Here is a 14818-nt window from a genome sequence, read left to right as displayed (position 1 = left end):
CTGTTCTGTCTGTACAAAAAAGCAAAAAAAGCCCCGCCAAATTGACGGGGTTGAGGTACGAGCGTGGCGCTCGGAAATCGGTGCAACCAGGCCTCCCCGGTAAAGGGGAGGCCCGTAGAGACTTACAGCAAGATAGTACGGATGTCATTCAACAGCTGGCTCAGACGCTGGGTAAAGCGTGCAGCGGCCGCGCCGTTGATCACACGGTGATCGTAGGACAGCGACAGTGGCAGCATCAGCTTCGGCTGGAACGCTTTACCGTCCCAGACTGGCTGGATGGTGGCCTTGGAAACACCCAGGATCGCCACTTCCGGCGCGTTGACGATTGGCGTGAAGCCAGTGCCGCCAATGTGACCGAGGCTGGAGATGGTGAAGCAGGCGCCTTGCATGTCGTCTGCGGTCAGCTTCTTGTCGCGGGCCTTGGCAGCCAGCGCAGCCGCTTCGGCAGCGAGTTGCAGCAGGCTCTTCTGGTCGACGTTCTTGATGACCGGTACCAGCAGGCCGTCAGGAGTGTCTACCGCGAAGCCGACGTTCACGTATTTCTTGCGAATGATCGCCTTGCCGCTTGGCGCCAGCGAGCTGTTGAAGTCCGGCAGTTCCTTGAGCAGGTGTGCACAGGCCTTGAGCAGCAGCGGCAGCACGGTCAGTTTCACGCCAGCCTTCTCGGCCACGGCTTTCTGCGCAACGCGGAAAGCTTCAAGGTCGGTGATGTCGGCCTGGTCGAACTGAGTCACGTGCGGGATGTTCAGCCAGCTGCGGTGCAGGCTCGACGCGCCGATTTGCATCAGGCGGGTCATCGGCACTTCTTCGGTCTCGCCGAAGCGGCTGAAGTCCACGACCGGAATCGGTGGAATGCCTGCGCCGCCGGTAGCAGCGCCGGCAGCCGGAGCTTCCTTGGCTTTCTGCATCATGGCCTTGACGTAAACCTGCACGTCTTCCTTCAGCACACGGCCGTGTGGGCCAGTGGCCGATACGGCGTTCAGCTCGACGCCGAATTCACGGGCCAGTTGGCGTACCGCCGGGCCGGCGTGAACCTTGGCGCCGCTTGGCGCAGGTGCGGCAACAGCAGGGGCCGGTGCGGCCTCGGCTTTTGCAGCAGGTGCAGGGGCGGCGGCCGGTGCAGCTTCAGCTTTTGCTGCAGCCGGAGCAGCGGCAGGTGCTGGAGCGGCAGCCGGTGCGGCGCCTTGTACTTTCAGCTTGAGGATGAAGTCACCGGTACCGACTTCGTCTTCCAGCTTGACTGCGATGCTTTCCACCACGCCGGCAGCCGGCGAAGGGATTTCCATGGAGGCCTTGTCGGACTCCAGGGTGATCAGCGACTGGTCGGCTTCGACGGTGTCGCCGACCTTGACCAGCAACTCGATGATCTTGGCCTTGCCCGACGAGCCGATGTCCGGAACATGAATGTCCTGAACAGAGGCAGCGGCCGGTGCAGCAGCCGGTGCCGCTGGGGCCTCGGCAGCAGCGGCAGGCTTTTCAGCGGCAGGTGCGGGGGCAGCAGCGGCAGCCGGGGCAGCCGCAGGGGCCGCATCAGCGGCACCTTCGATTTCCAGTTCGAGCAGTTCGTCGCCTTCTTTCAGGCGGTCGCCCAGCTTCACTTTCAGGCTCTTGACCACGCCGGCCTTGGGAGCAGGGATTTCCATGCTCGCCTTGTCCGATTCCAGGGTCAGGATGCTCTGGTCGGCTTCGACTTTGTCGCCGACCTTCACAAACAGCTCGATTACTTCACCTTCACCGCTGCCGATGTCAGGTACGCGAATGAGTTCGCTCACAAAAAATCTCCTCAGCAGTCCAGTGGGTTGCGTTTTTCCGGGTTGATCCCGAACTTGACGATAGCGTCAGCCACTACCTTTGGTTCGATCTCACCACGGTCAGCCAAGGCTTCCAGGGCTGCCAACACCACGAAGTGACGGTCGACTTCGAAGAAGTGACGCAGCTTCTTGCGGCTGTCACTACGGCCGAAACCGTCGGTGCCCAGGACTTTGAATTCCTTGGACGGGACCCACTGGCGAATTTGTTCAGCAAACAGTTTCATGTAGTCGGTAGAGGCAATGACTGGACCCTTACGGCCAGCCAGGCACTCTTCGACGTAGCTCTTCGCTGGCTTCTGGCCAGGGTGCAGGCGGTTGCTGCGCTCTACGGCCAGGCCGTCGCGACGCAGTTCGTTGAAGCTGGTAACGCTCCATACGTCGGCGCCGACGTTGAACTCGTCACGCAGGATCTTCGCCGCTTCACGCACTTCGCGCAGGATGGTGCCGGAGCCCATCAGTTGCACGTGGTGCGCTGCTTCCTTGGTGTCTTCTTCGAGCAGGTACATGCCCTTGATGATGCCTTCCTCGACACCGGCCGGCATGGCTGGCTGCTGGTAGGACTCGTTCATCACGGTGATGTAGTAGAAAACGTCCTGCTGCTCTTCGGTCATCTTCTTCATGCCGTCCTGGATGATCACCGCCAGCTCATAGCCGTAGGTTGGATCAAAGGTGCGGCAGTTCGGGATGGTGGCAGCCAGGATGTGGCTGTGACCGTCTTCGTGTTGCAGGCCTTCGCCGTTCAGCGTGGTGCGGCCGGCGGTGCCGCCGATCAGGAAGCCACGGGTACGGCTGTCGCCTGCTGCCCAAGCCAGGTCGCCAATGCGCTGGAAGCCGAACATCGAGTAGAAGATGTAGAACGGCAGCATTGGCTGGTTGTGGCTGGAGTACGAAGTACCGGCAGCGATGAAGGAGCTCATGGCGCCCGCTTCGTTGATGCCTTCTTCGAGGATCTGGCCCTTCTTGTCTTCCTTGTAGAACATCACCTGATCTTTATCGACTGGCTCGTAGAGCTGGCCGACGGAGGAGTAGATGCCCAACTGACGGAACATGCCTTCCATACCGAAGGTACGGGCTTCGTCCGGGATGATCGGGACGATGCGCGGGCCGATGTCCTTGTCCTTGACCAGCTGCGCGAGGATCCGCACGAAGGCCATGGTGGTGGAGATTTCACGGTCGCCCGAGCCGTCCAGGATGGCCTTGAGGGTGCTCAGGTCCGGAGTCGGTACGGCGAAGCTGTTGGCGCGGCGCTGGGGTACGAAACCGCCCAGGGCAGTGCGGCGCTCGCTCAGGTAGCGGGCTTCGGCGCTGTTTGGCTCTGGCTTGAAGAACGGCAGGTCTTCCAGCTCTTCGTCCTTGACCGGGATGTCGAAGCGGTCGCGGAACAGCTTCAGGCTTTCAACATCAACCTTCTTGGTGTTGTGCGCAGTGTTCTTCGCTTCGCCAGCACCGGTGCCATAACCCTTGATGGTCTTGGCTAGGATGACGGTCGGTTGTTCTTTGTGGTTCACCGCTTCGTGGTATGCCGCGTAGACCTTGTACGGGTCGTGGCCGCCACGGTTGAGTTTCCAGATCTCGTCGTCGGACAGGTCTGCAACCATCGCCTTGAGTTCAGGCGTGTTGAAGAAGTGTTCACGTACGAACGCGCCGTCTTTGGCTTTGTAGTTCTGGTACTCGCCGTCGATGACTTCGTCCATGCGACGTTGCAGGATGCCGTCAACGTCCTTGGCCAGCAGAGGGTCCCAGAAACGGCCCCAGATGACTTTGGTCACGTTCCACTGGGCACCGCGGAACACGCCTTCGAGTTCCTGGATGATCTTGCCGTTGCCGCGAACCGGGCCGTCGAGGCGCTGCAGGTTGCAGTTGATGACGAAGATCAGGTTGTCCAGCTTCTCGCGGCCGGCCAGGGAGATGGCGCCCAGGGATTCCGGCTCGTCGCACTCGCCGTCGCCCAGGAAGCACCAGACTTTCTGCTTGCCTTCCGGAATGAAGCCACGGGCTTCCAGGTACTTCATGAAGCGAGCCTGGTAGATCGCCTGGATTGGACCCAGACCCATGGAAACGGTCGGGAACTGCCAGAAATCAGGCATCAGCCAAGGGTGTGGGTAGGACGACAAGCCGCCACCGTCCACTTCCTGGCGGAAGTTGTTCATCTGGTCTTCGGTGATGCGACCTTCCATGAACGCACGGGCGTAGACGCCTGGCGAGGTGTGGCCCTGGAAGTAGATCAGGTCGCCGCCGTGTTCGTCGGTCGGGGCCTGGAAGAAGTAGTTGAAGCCGATGTCATACAGGGTTGCGCTGGACGCGAAGCTGGAGATGTGACCGCCCAGGTCCGAATCTTTCAAGTTCGTGCGCATTACCATCGCCATGGCGTTCCAACGTACCAGCGAGCGAATGCGGCGTTCCATGAACAGGTCGCCAGGCATGCGTGCTTCGTGGGTAACGGGGATGGTGTTGCGGTATGGCGTGGTGATGGCGTAAGGCAACTGCGAGCCGCTGCGGGTCGCGAGTTCGCCCATACGGGTCATCAGGTAGTGAGCACGGTCTTCGCCTTCTTTGTCGAGAACCGATTCCAGGGCGTCCAGCCATTCCTGGGTTTCGACGGGATCGAGGTCTTGCATGGCTTGCTCCAGGGCGGAAAGGCTACCAGAATCGGTTGCCTGAAGTTTGCGACTGGCCTTGTGGGCAGACGACATAAATTCTTGGATGGCCGAAGGTTGCTTCGGCGTCCTGTAGTTTTACTACAAATCGTCGGCCATTTCAGCCTTTCGAATGTATATACGAGTAGTAAAACTACACAAGACTGAGCGTATGGCTCGGTCTGGCTGGTGAGCATAATCGTTATTGTTGATCTTTTGCGAACAAGAAAAGGTATGAGCTTAATGTTACCTGCCAAAAATTATCAATTTTCAGCTATTTATAACCTTTGTTCGACAGTCCTTCATCGAGCGCCGTGCTTGCGTTCACAACTACAAGCCATTTGCGCGCCGATCAAGGATAGACCATGAGCCTTCCAACGCTGGCCGAATTGCCGGCCATTCTCCTTTCAATTGCCCAGCGGGCCGAGCAGTCATTTCGTGACGCAGTGGCCGCGCTGGACGACGATCATGGCCTTTCTGAGTGGACGCCGCAACGCTGGGCCGACTTCACCCGCGTGTGCGCCGCCAGTGATTTCGTGATTGAACAGAGTGTTCGTGACCCTTTGATGTTGCTGGAGCTGGCGGCCTGGGGCGAGCTGGACCGCGGCTTTGCGCCGGGCGAGCTGTGCGGGCAGATTGCAGGCGCTGTGCAACAGGCTGAAACAGAAGACGAACTGGGCCGCGTCTTGCGTCGCCAGCGCACGCGCCAGCAAGTACGGATTATCTGGCGCGACCTGACCCGCCAGGCGGATCTGGTGCAGACCTGCCGTGATCTTTCCGACATGGCCGACGCCAGCATCGACCAGGCCTATCAATGGTTGTACCAGCGCCACTGCGTGCAGTTCGGTACTCCCACTGGCCGGCGCAGCGGCGAGCCGCAGCACATGGTCATCCTGGGCATGGGCAAGCTCGGCGCGGTGGAGTTGAACCTCTCGTCGGATATCGACCTGATCTTTGCTTACCCCGAAGGCGGCGAGACGGTGGGCGTGAAGCGTTCACTGGATAACCAGGAATTCTTCATTCGGCTTGGTCAAAAACTGATCAAGGCCCTCGACCCAATGACCGTCGACGGTTTTGTGTTCCGCGTCGATATGCGCTTGCGTCCCTACGGTTCGGCGGGTGCGCTGGTGCTCAGCTTCAATGCGCTGGAGCAGTACTACCAGGATCAGGGCCGCGACTGGGAACGCTACGCCATGATCAAGGCGCGTGTAGTCGCTGGCGACCAGGTGGCCGGTGCGCAGTTGCTCGATATGCTGCGACCGTTCGTGTACCGCCGCTACCTGGACTTCTCCGCCATCGAAGCGCTGCGCACCATGAAGCAGTTGATCCAGCAGGAAGTGCGGCGCAAAGGCATGGCCGACAACATCAAGCTGGGCTCTGGCGGCATCCGCGAGGTGGAGTTTATCGCCCAGGCGTTTCAGTTGATTCACGGCGGTCGCGACTTGAGCCTGCAGCAGCGCCCGCTGCTCAAAGTGCTCGGCACGCTGGAAGGCCAGGGTTACCTGCCGCCGGCGGTGATCGCCGAGTTGCGCAATGGCTACGAATTCCTGCGTTACACCGAACACGCGATCCAGGCGATTGCCGACCGCCAGACCCAGATGCTGCCCAACACCCCGGAAGACCAGGCGCGCATCGCTTTCATGCTGGGCTTTGCCGACTGGGCCGCATTCCATGAGCGCCTGATGTACTGGCGTGGCCGGGTGGACTGGCATTTCCGCCAGGTGATTGCCGACCCGGATGAAGAAGAGGGCGAAGAAAGCGAGTTGGTCGTAGGCGGTGAGTGGTTGCCACTGTGGGAAGAATCCCAAGATGAAGACGCCGCCTGCCGCCAGTTGACCGAAGGCGGTTTCACTGACGCACCCAAGGCGCTCAAGGCCCTGGCGGGTTTGCGCGGCAGCCCGCAGTTACGTGCGATGCAGCGCCTCGGCCGTGAGCGCCTGGATGCGTTTATCCCACGCCTGCTGGCCCAGGCCGTCGAACATGCCAATCCGGACTTGGTGCTGGAGCGCGTGTTGCCACTGGTGGAGGCCGTCGCCCGCCGCTCCGCCTATCTGGTACTGCTCACGGAGAACCCCGATGCCCTGCGCCGCCTGCTGACCCTTTGCGCGGCCAGCCCGTGGATTGCCGAGCAGATCACCCGTTTCCCGCTGCTGCTGGACGAGTTGCTCAACGAAGGTCGTCTGTTCAAGCCGCCCTTGGCGCCGGAACTCGCCGCTGAGTTGCGCGAGCGCCTCACGCGCATCCCCGAAGACGACCTTGAGCAGCAGATGGAAGCCCTGCGTCACTTCAAGCTCGCCCACCGCCTGCGCGTGGCCGCCTCGGAAATCGCCGGCAGCCTGCCGTTGATGAAAGTCAGTGACTACCTGACCTGGCTCGCCGAAGCCATCCTCGAACAAGTGCTGGCCCTGGCCTGGCGCCAGACCGTGGCGCGCCATGGCTCGCCGCAGCGGCTGGACGGCACCCTGTGCGATCCTGGGTTCATCATTGTCGGTTATGGGAAAGTCGGCGGCATCGAATTGGGGCATGGTTCGGACCTGGACCTGGTGTTTATCCACGATGGCGACCCGCAGGCCGAGACCGATGGCGCCAAACCGATTGACGGCGCGCAGTTCTTCACGCGCCTGGGCCAGCGCATCATTCACCTGCTGACCACCCAGACCAACTCCGGCCAACTGTACGAAGTGGACATGCGCCTGCGGCCTTCCGGTGCGTCAGGCTTGCTGGTGAGTTCCCTTGGCGCATTTGACCGCTATCAACAAAATGAAGCATGGACCTGGGAACATCAGGCCCTGATCCGCGCGCGGGTGCTGGTGGGCAGCCAGGATGTGGGGCGTGCGTTCGAGCAGGTACGGGCTAAAGTGTTGGGACGTGAACGAGACCTGGCGAAGTTGCGCCAGGAGGTCAGCGAGATGCGCGCGAAAATGCGTGACAACCTGGGCACCAAGGCCACTACGGCCGGTACCGGCGCCAATGCGTTCGACGCTGCTGCGGTGTTCGACCTCAAGCAGGACGCCGGAGGTATCGTCGATATTGAATTTATGGTGCAATACGCGGCTTTGGCGTGGTCTGCCCAGCACCCGTCGTTGCTGCGCTACACCGACAATATCCGCATTCTGGAAGGCCTGGAGCAGGTGGGGTTGATGCCCGCCGCCGATGCCCATCTACTGCGCGAGGTGTATAAGGCCTACCGTTCCGCGGCACATCGCCAGGCCTTGCAGAACGAGGCCGGTACGGTGGCGGGGGATCAGTTCGCCGATGAACGGCGACAGGTGATGCGCATCTGGCAGGCGCTGGGGTTGAGCTGAAACACTATTAGGGCGGGGAGGCATAAGCCTCCCCGCATCGTTTGTGGAAACTACATGAATATTCTGATCGTTGGGCCCAGTTGGGTTGGTGACATGGTGATGGCACAGACACTGTTCCAGTGCCTGCGCCAGCGCCATCCAGACTGCCAGATCGACGTGCTCGCCCCTGAGTGGAGCCGGCCGATCCTTGAGCGCATGCCCGAAGTACGCAAGGCCTTGAGCTTCCCGCTCGGCCACGGCGCCCTGGAACTTGCCACCCGTCGTCGCATCGGCAAATCCCTGGCCGGCCAGTACGACCAGGCGATCCTGTTGCCCAACTCGCTGAAATCGGCGCTGGTGCCGTTTTTTGCCGGCATCCCCAAACGCACCGGCTGGCGCGGCGAGTTTCGCTACGTGCTGCTTAACGATGTGCGCACATTGGATAAAGCGCGCTACCCGCTGATGATCGAACGCTTCATGGCATTGGCGTATGAGCCTGGCGCGGAGCTGCCCAAGCCGTACCCGCGCCCGAGCCTGCAGATCGACCCGGTAACCCGCGACGCGGCCCTGACCAAGTTCGGCCTGACCCTGGACCGCCCGGTGTTGGCGCTGTGCCCAGGCGCGGAGTTTGGCGAGTCCAAGCGCTGGCCGGCGGAGCACTACGCCAAAGTCGCCGAGATGAAGATTCGCGAAGGCTGGCAGGTGTGGTTGTTCGGTTCGAAAAAAGATCACCCGGTGGGTGAAGAGATTCGCCAGCGCCTGATTCCCGGCCTGCGCGAAGAGTCGGTCAACCTCAGTGGCGACACGTCGCTGGCCGAGGCGATTGACCTGCTGTCCTGCGCAGATTCGGTGGTGTCCAACGACTCCGGCCTGATGCATGTGGCGGCGGCGCTGAACCGCCCGTTGGTGGCGGTGTACGGTTCGACGTCTCCAGGTTTCACCCCGCCCCTGGCCGACAAGGTCGAAGTGGTGCGCCTGGGCCTGGAGTGCAGCCCGTGTTTTGACCGTACCTGCCGTTTCGGCCACTACAACTGCATGCGCCAATTACTGCCGCAGCCGGTGAACGAAGCTTTGCAGCGGTTGCAGGGCACTGCGGTCGAGGTTCACTGAGTTGCGGGTACTGGTAATCAAGACCTCATCCCTGGGCGACGTGATTCATGCGCTGCCGGCACTCACCGACGCGGCGCGGGCGATCCCCGGCATTCGATTCGACTGGGTAGTGGAAGAAGGCTTTGCCGAGATCCCCACCTGGCACCCGGCGGTGGACAAAGTGATCCCGGTGGCCATCCGCCGCTGGCGCAAGAACCTCTGGCAGACCCTCAAGAGCGGTGAGTGGCGGCGTTTCAAGCAGCAGATCCAGTCGACCAAATACGACCTGGTGATCGACGCCCAAGGCCTGCTCAAAAGTGCCTGGCTGACCCGCTATGTGCGTGCGCCGGTAGCGGGCTTCGACAAGCACTCTGCCCGTGAACCCATCGCGGCGCGCTTCTATTCGCGTCGTCTGGCCGTGGCCCGTGGGCAACACGCGGTTGAGCGCCTGCGCCAGCTGTTCGCCGTGGCGCTGGGCTATGACCTGCCCAAAGGCCTGGGCGATTACGGCTTGAGCACCGAAAAACTGCTCGGCCTGCCGCCGAAAAAACCCTTCGTGCTGCTGCTGCACGGCACCACCTGGGACACCAAGCACTGGCCCGAAGCCTATTGGCGCGAGCTGGCCGAGCGCATGGGCCGCCTGGGCGTGGACGTGAAGCTGCCGTGGGGCAACGCCGCCGAAAAAGCCCGCGCCGAGCGTTTGGCCCAAGGCCTGAACAACGCCGAAGTGCTGCCCAAGCTCAATCTGGCTGGCGTCGCCCGTGTCTTGGCCGGCGCCCGTGCCTGCGTGGCGGTGGACACGGGGCTCGGCCACCTGGCTGCCGCGTTGGACGTGCCGACCATTTCCCTGTTCGGCCCCACCAACCCCGGCCTGACTGGCGCCTACGGCAAGGGCCAGATTCACCTCGGCAGCGACTGGTCGTGCGCGCCGTGCCTGCAAAAGCAATGTACTTATCAACCCACGGCCGACGACCTGCGTCGGTTCGACATCAAGCGCGAGTCGCCCCTGTGCTTCACGCGCCTGAACCCTGAGCGTGTGGCAAGCCGGCTGAGCACGTTGTTATTGGCTGAGGAGCTGCACTGATGCAACTGGCTTTTGTTCTGTACAAATACTTCCCCTTCGGTGGCCTGCAGCGCGACTTCATGCGCATCGCCCTGGAGTGCCAGCAGCGCGGCCATCAGATTCGGGTCTACACGCTGATCTGGGAAGGCGACATCCCGCCCGGCTTCGAAGTGCTGGTGGCGCCGGTCAAGGCGTTCTTCAACCATAAGCGCAACGAGAAGCTCAGTGCGTGGATGGAGGCCGATCTGGCCAAGCGCCCCGTGGACCGCCTGATCGGTTTCAACAAGATGCCCGGCCTGGACGTTTACTACGCCGCCGACGGCTGCTTCGAAGACAAGGCGCAAAACCTGCGTCATTCGCTGTACCGCAGCTTTGGCCGTTACAAGCACTTCGCCGAGTACGAGCGTGCGGTGTTTGCCAAGGATGCCAAGACGCAAGTCCTGATGATCTCCGAAGTGCAGCAGCCGCTGTTCATCAAGCATTACGACACCCCGCTGGAGCGCTTCCATCTGCTGCCGCCGGGGATTGCCCAGGACCGTCGCGCGCCGCCGAATGCGGCCGAAATCCGCGCAGGGTTTCGCCAGGAATTCAACCTTGGCGATGACGACCTGTTGCTGGTGCAGATCGGCTCCGGCTTCAAGACCAAGGGCGTCGACCGCAGCCTCAAGGCCTTGGCCGCGTTGCCGCCTGAGCTGAAGAAACGCACGCGCCTGTTTGTCATCGGTCAGGACGACCCCAAAGTCTTCCAGCTGCAAAGCGCTACCTTGGGGCTGGGCGACAATGTGCAGTTCCTCAAGGGCCGCAGCGATATTCCGCGCTTCCTGCTGGGCGCCGAGCTGCTGATCCATCCGGCGTACAACGAAAACACCGGCACCGTGTTGCTCGAAGCCGTGGTGGCCGGGTTGCCGGTGCTGGTTTCTGCCGTGTGTGGCTATGCCCACTACATCGCCGAAGCCGACAGTGGCCTGGTGCTGGATGAGCCGTTCGAGCAGGCTCAGCTCAACCAGTACCTGGCGCGGATGTTGACCGATTCTGCACAGCGCGCGGCCTGGGGCCGCAATGGGTTGGCCTTCGCCGAGACGGCCGACCTCTATAGCATGCCGCAGCACGCTGCGGATGTGATTCTGGCGGAGCCAAAACGATGAAGTTGATTCTTGCCGAACCGTTCAAGACGTTATGGGCCGGGCGTGATGCCTTCGCCGAAGTCGAGAAGCTCGAAGGCCAGGTATTCCGTGAACTGGCTGCGCGTCGCACGTTGCGCACGGTGGTGGATGGCCGGCCGTATTTCGTGAAAATCCACCGGGGCATCGGTTGGGCGGAAATCTTCAAGAACCTGATCACCGCCAAACTGCCGGTACTGGGCGCGGGCCTGGAATGGGATGCCATCCACCGCTTGCAGGAGATCGGCGTACCGACCATGACCGGTGTGGCCTTCGGCGAAAAAGGCAGTAACCCGGCGGACCAGCACTCGTTCATCATCACCGAAGAACTGGCGCCGACCCTCAGCCTCGAAGACGTGACCCTCAACTGGGTCGCCGAGCCGCCAACACCGGCCTTGCGCCATGCGCTCACCGCCGAGCTGGCGCGCATGGTCGGCGACATGCACCGGGGCGGCGTGAACCATCGCGACTGCTACCTGTGCCACTTCCTGCTGGACACGTCCAAGCCGATCGACCCACGCGACATCAAGCTCTCGGTGATCGACCTGCACCGCGCCCAGATGCGTGCCCATCTGCCGCTGCGCTGGCGCGACAAGGACCTGTCCGCGCTGTACTACTCGGCGTTGGACATCGGCCTGACCCGGCGCGACAAGTTGCGCTTCCTCAAGGGCTATTTCCGCCAGCCGCTGCGCCAGATCCTGACCGAGCAATCGGCGTCTTTGAGCCTGATGCAGCGCAAGGCCGACAAGCTTTACGCACGCAAGCAACGCTACGGGGATGCGATCTGATGGCGGGTTGGAACCTGGAACCTGCCTATGCCGCCCTGGCGGATGATTTTGGAAGCCTCGAAGCGGTGTTCGCCCTGCAAGGTGAGCGGCTGACCCGCGACCCGTTGTCGGAAGTGATCCGGGTCGAGCGCGGTGGGGTCAATTACTACGTCAAGCGCTACACCGGTGCCGGCAAGGGCCTGCGGCGCTATCTGGGCAAGCCGCGGGTCAAGTCCGAATGGCAGAACCTCAAGCGCTTCGCCAAGTGGGGCATTCCCACCGCCGATGTGGTCGCGTGGGGCCTGGAGCGCAATGGCCTGGCCTACGACCGTGGCGCGATGATCACGCGTGAGCTGCCCAATACCGAAGACCTTTCGGTGCTGGCCGAGCGCCAAGATGCGCGCCTGCGCGACCCCAAATGGGTCGATGTCGTCAGCCGCCAGCTCGCCGAGTACACGCGCACGATGCACGACCAGCGCTTTACCCATAACGATTTGAAATGGCGCAACCTGCTGATCGACGACCAGCAAACCCTGTACCTGATCGACTGCCCCAACGGCGATTTCTGGCGCGGTTTCTGGCTCAAGTACCGCATCACCAAAGACCTGGCCTGCCTGGACAAGGTGGCCAAGTATCACCTGTCGGCCACCCAGCGCCTGCGTTTCTACATGCAGTACCGTGGGTGTCGGCACCTGAGCGATTCGGACAAGCGGCGGATCCGCCACGTAGTGAAGTTTTTCGAGGGACGCGAATGAGTGATTTCCTGGCGGCTGAAGACCGTGCCTTGCTGGAGCGCCACGGCCTCGCGACATTCGACGCGCTGTGGGCCAAGCAACTGGACGCGGTGGATGAGCCCAACACCAGCCGTGGCGGCTGGAGCAGCGTGTTTCGCCTGGAGCTCGATGGCCACGGGTATTACCTCAAGCGCCAGAGCAACTACCTCACGCGCAGCTTGCACCGACCGTTGGGCGAGCCGAGTTTCTCCCGCGAATTTCGCAATATCAGCCGTTACCGCGCGCTGGGTATCCCGGCGTTGCAGGCGGCGTTTTACGGCGAGCGCAAAGTCGCCGGTGAACACCGTGCAATGCTGCTGACCCGTGCCCTCGACGGCTGGAATGACCTGGATTCATTGCTGGAGCAGTGGCTGCAACTGAGCGACGCCCAGCACCACGCGATCCTGCTGGCGTGCGGCCAACTGGCGCGCCGGTTGCACAGCGTCGGCCAGGTGCATGGCTGCTTTTACCCCAAGCATATTTTCCTGCAGGCGACCGGCGACGGTTACGCCGCGCAGTTGATCGACCTGGAGAAAACCCGCCCGCTGCTGTTCGGCTGGCGTGATCGGGTCAAGGACCTGGAGCCGTTGCTGCGCCGTGCACCGCAGTGGTCGGACGCGCAGGTGCGCCAACTGTTGGCGGCTTACCTCGATCAGCCTGAAGACAGCGCACTGGTCGCCACCTGGCTGCAACGCCTGACGGCCCGGCGTAGCCACAAGGAGAACCGCTGATGCGCCTGTCCGAGCTGAAAAGCGCCGGCCGCACACCGAGCCTGCCCCTGACTCTTGACCTCGCGGATGCGGCAGGCCCCGGCCAGTTGCAACTGCTGAGCCTGTTGCGCGTGTTGCCTGGCGAACGTTACGTGGGCGCAGCCGTGTGGCGCGGGCGCCCGGTGCTGGCCAAGTTATTGGTGGGCGGCAAGGCCGCTCGGCACTTTCAGCGTGAACTGGCTGGCGTACGCCTGCTGGCCCAACAGGGCCTGACTACACCGTTGTTGCTCGCCGATGGCCTGCAGGAAGGCGAGGGCGGCTGGCTGTTATTCGAATTTATCGAAGGCGCCGAAAGCCTGGCCGATGCCTGGCATGCCGTTGAAGGCCTGCCACCATTGGCCGACGAACAAACCGCCGTGCTTGCCGAAGCGCTGGGCGCGATTGCGCAAATGCATGCCAAAGGGTTGTGGCAGGAAGATCTGCACTTGGACAACCTGCTGCGTCAAAGCGGCAAGTTGTACCTGATCGACGGCGCCGGTATCCGCGTCGAAGAGGCCGGCAAGCCGTTGTCGCGTAACCGCGTGCTGGAGAACCTGGGCGTGTTTTTCGCCCAGTTGCCGAAAAACCTTGAGCCGTTTACCGAAGAGCTGCTGGTGTATTACCTGCTGAGCAACGGCGAACACGCCTTGCCGCTGCAAGCCCTGGAAAAACAGGTGCGCAAGGTCAGCGCCTGGCGCTTGAAAGACTTTTTGAGCAAGGTGGGCCGCGAATGCACGTTATTCAGCGTGGAGCGAGGCGCCTTTGGCCTGCGCGCGATGCGTCGCGAAGAAGAGTCCGCGATGCTGCCGGTGCTGGAACAGGCCGATGCGCTGCTCGACCAGGGCCACCTGTACAAGACCGGTGGTGCTGCGAGCGTGGCCAAGGTAGAAGTGGTCGGTCGCCCGCTGGTGATCAAGCGCTACAACATCAAGGGTTTCGCCCACTGGCTCAAGCGCTTCTGGCGCCCGAGCCGCGCCTGGCATTCCTGGCGCGAAGGCAACCGCCTGGCGTTCCTCGGGATCGCCACGCCCAAGCCACTGGCGGTGTTGGAAAAACGCTTTTTATGGCTGCGCAGCCGTGCCTACCTGATCACCGAATACTTGCCGGGCCCGGACATCATCGAGCGCTTCGCGCCTTACATCGAGCAAGGTGACGCACCGGAAAATGAGCTGGTGGCGCTGGATAAACTGTTTGCCGAACTGATCCGCGAACGCATCAGCCATGGCGATTTCAAGGGCCATAACCTGTTCTGGCACGAAGACCACTGGGCCCTCATCGACCTCGATGCCATGTGCCAACACAACTCCGCCGCCAGCTTCGCCCCGGCCTTCGCCAGGGATCGCGCGCGGTTTATGCGTAACTGGCCGCAGGAAAGCGCGCTGTACAAGCTGATTGATCAGCGACTGCCCAAAGAGATTCTGACTGGTGGCCCTCTGTAGCTGAGCGGGAGGGCACTATGCGCGTAGATGGACGCCTCCAAAAACGC

The 14818-nt window shown here is 62.1% G+C and carries 10 protein-coding genes; 8 read left to right on the top strand and 2 right to left on the bottom strand.

Going from position 1 to position 14818, the window contains the following annotated elements:
• Positions 1–122: 122 nt before the first annotated feature.
• Both aceF and aceE read right to left on the bottom strand, forming a co-directional pair.
• Positions 123–1772 carry a dihydrolipoyllysine-residue acetyltransferase gene (gene aceF / locus AOA60_RS06675; RefSeq protein ID WP_099583733.1) on the bottom strand — a complete coding sequence of 550 codons (1650 nt, stop codon included), beginning with the start codon at positions 1770–1772 and terminating at the stop codon, positions 123–125.
• Positions 1773–1783: 11 nt separating this feature from the next.
• Positions 1784–4429 (bottom strand): pyruvate dehydrogenase (acetyl-transferring), homodimeric type, encoded by a 2646-nt coding sequence (gene aceE, locus AOA60_RS06670; protein WP_099583732.1) that lies wholly within the window; start codon positions 4427–4429, stop codon positions 1784–1786.
• Between the two features lie 383 nt (positions 4430–4812).
• On the opposite strand from aceE, the gene glnE reads away from it, so the two are divergent.
• The 8 genes from glnE to AOA60_RS06630 are packed head-to-tail and all read left to right on the top strand — an operon-like array spanning position 4813 to position 14771.
• Positions 4813–7752, top strand: a complete 2940-nt coding sequence (gene glnE, locus AOA60_RS06665) for a bifunctional [glutamate--ammonia ligase]-adenylyl-L-tyrosine phosphorylase/[glutamate--ammonia-ligase] adenylyltransferase (RefSeq protein WP_099583731.1) — start codon at positions 4813–4815, stop codon at positions 7750–7752.
• A 54-nt stretch (positions 7753–7806) separates the two neighbouring features.
• Positions 7807–8841, top strand: a complete 1035-nt coding sequence (gene waaF, locus AOA60_RS06660) for a lipopolysaccharide heptosyltransferase II (protein ID WP_099583730.1) — start codon at positions 7807–7809, stop codon at positions 8839–8841.
• A gap of 1 nt (position 8842) precedes the next feature.
• The gene (gene waaC, locus AOA60_RS06655) at positions 8843–9904 is read left to right on the top strand and encodes a lipopolysaccharide heptosyltransferase I (protein WP_099583729.1); all 1062 of its coding nucleotides are present in this window, start codon (positions 8843–8845) and stop codon (positions 9902–9904) included.
• Positions 9904–11028: a glycosyltransferase family 4 protein gene (locus tag AOA60_RS06650; protein WP_099583728.1), complete on the top strand. Its 1125-nt coding sequence runs from the start codon at positions 9904–9906 to the stop codon at positions 11026–11028. The genes waaC and AOA60_RS06650 overlap by 1 nt, the downstream gene beginning before the upstream one ends.
• Positions 11025–11831: a lipopolysaccharide core heptose(I) kinase RfaP gene (rfaP, locus tag AOA60_RS06645; RefSeq protein WP_099583727.1), complete on the top strand. Its 807-nt coding sequence runs from the start codon at positions 11025–11027 to the stop codon at positions 11829–11831. The genes AOA60_RS06650 and rfaP overlap by 4 nt, the downstream gene beginning before the upstream one ends.
• Positions 11831–12565, top strand: coding sequence for a lipopolysaccharide kinase InaA family protein (locus AOA60_RS06640; RefSeq protein WP_099583726.1), 735 nt, complete (start codon positions 11831–11833; stop codon positions 12563–12565). The genes rfaP and AOA60_RS06640 overlap by 1 nt, the downstream gene beginning before the upstream one ends.
• On the top strand, positions 12562–13314 hold the full coding sequence (locus AOA60_RS06635) for a lipopolysaccharide kinase InaA family protein (protein ID WP_099583725.1): 753 nt from the start codon (positions 12562–12564) through the stop codon (positions 13312–13314). Before AOA60_RS06640 ends, AOA60_RS06635 begins: the two co-directional genes overlap by 4 nt.
• Positions 13314–14771, top strand: a complete 1458-nt coding sequence (locus AOA60_RS06630; protein ID WP_099583724.1) for a lipopolysaccharide kinase InaA family protein — start codon at positions 13314–13316, stop codon at positions 14769–14771. Before AOA60_RS06635 ends, AOA60_RS06630 begins: the two co-directional genes overlap by 1 nt.
• Positions 14772–14818: the final 47 nt, after the last annotated feature.

The organism is Pseudomonas sp. 2822-17 (assembly GCF_002742485.1).
GTDB lineage: Bacteria > Pseudomonadota > Gammaproteobacteria > Pseudomonadales > Pseudomonadaceae > Aquipseudomonas > Aquipseudomonas cyclaminis.
Note: the sequence above shows the minus strand (reverse complement) of the source record. Positions and strands in the feature narration are given on the sequence as shown.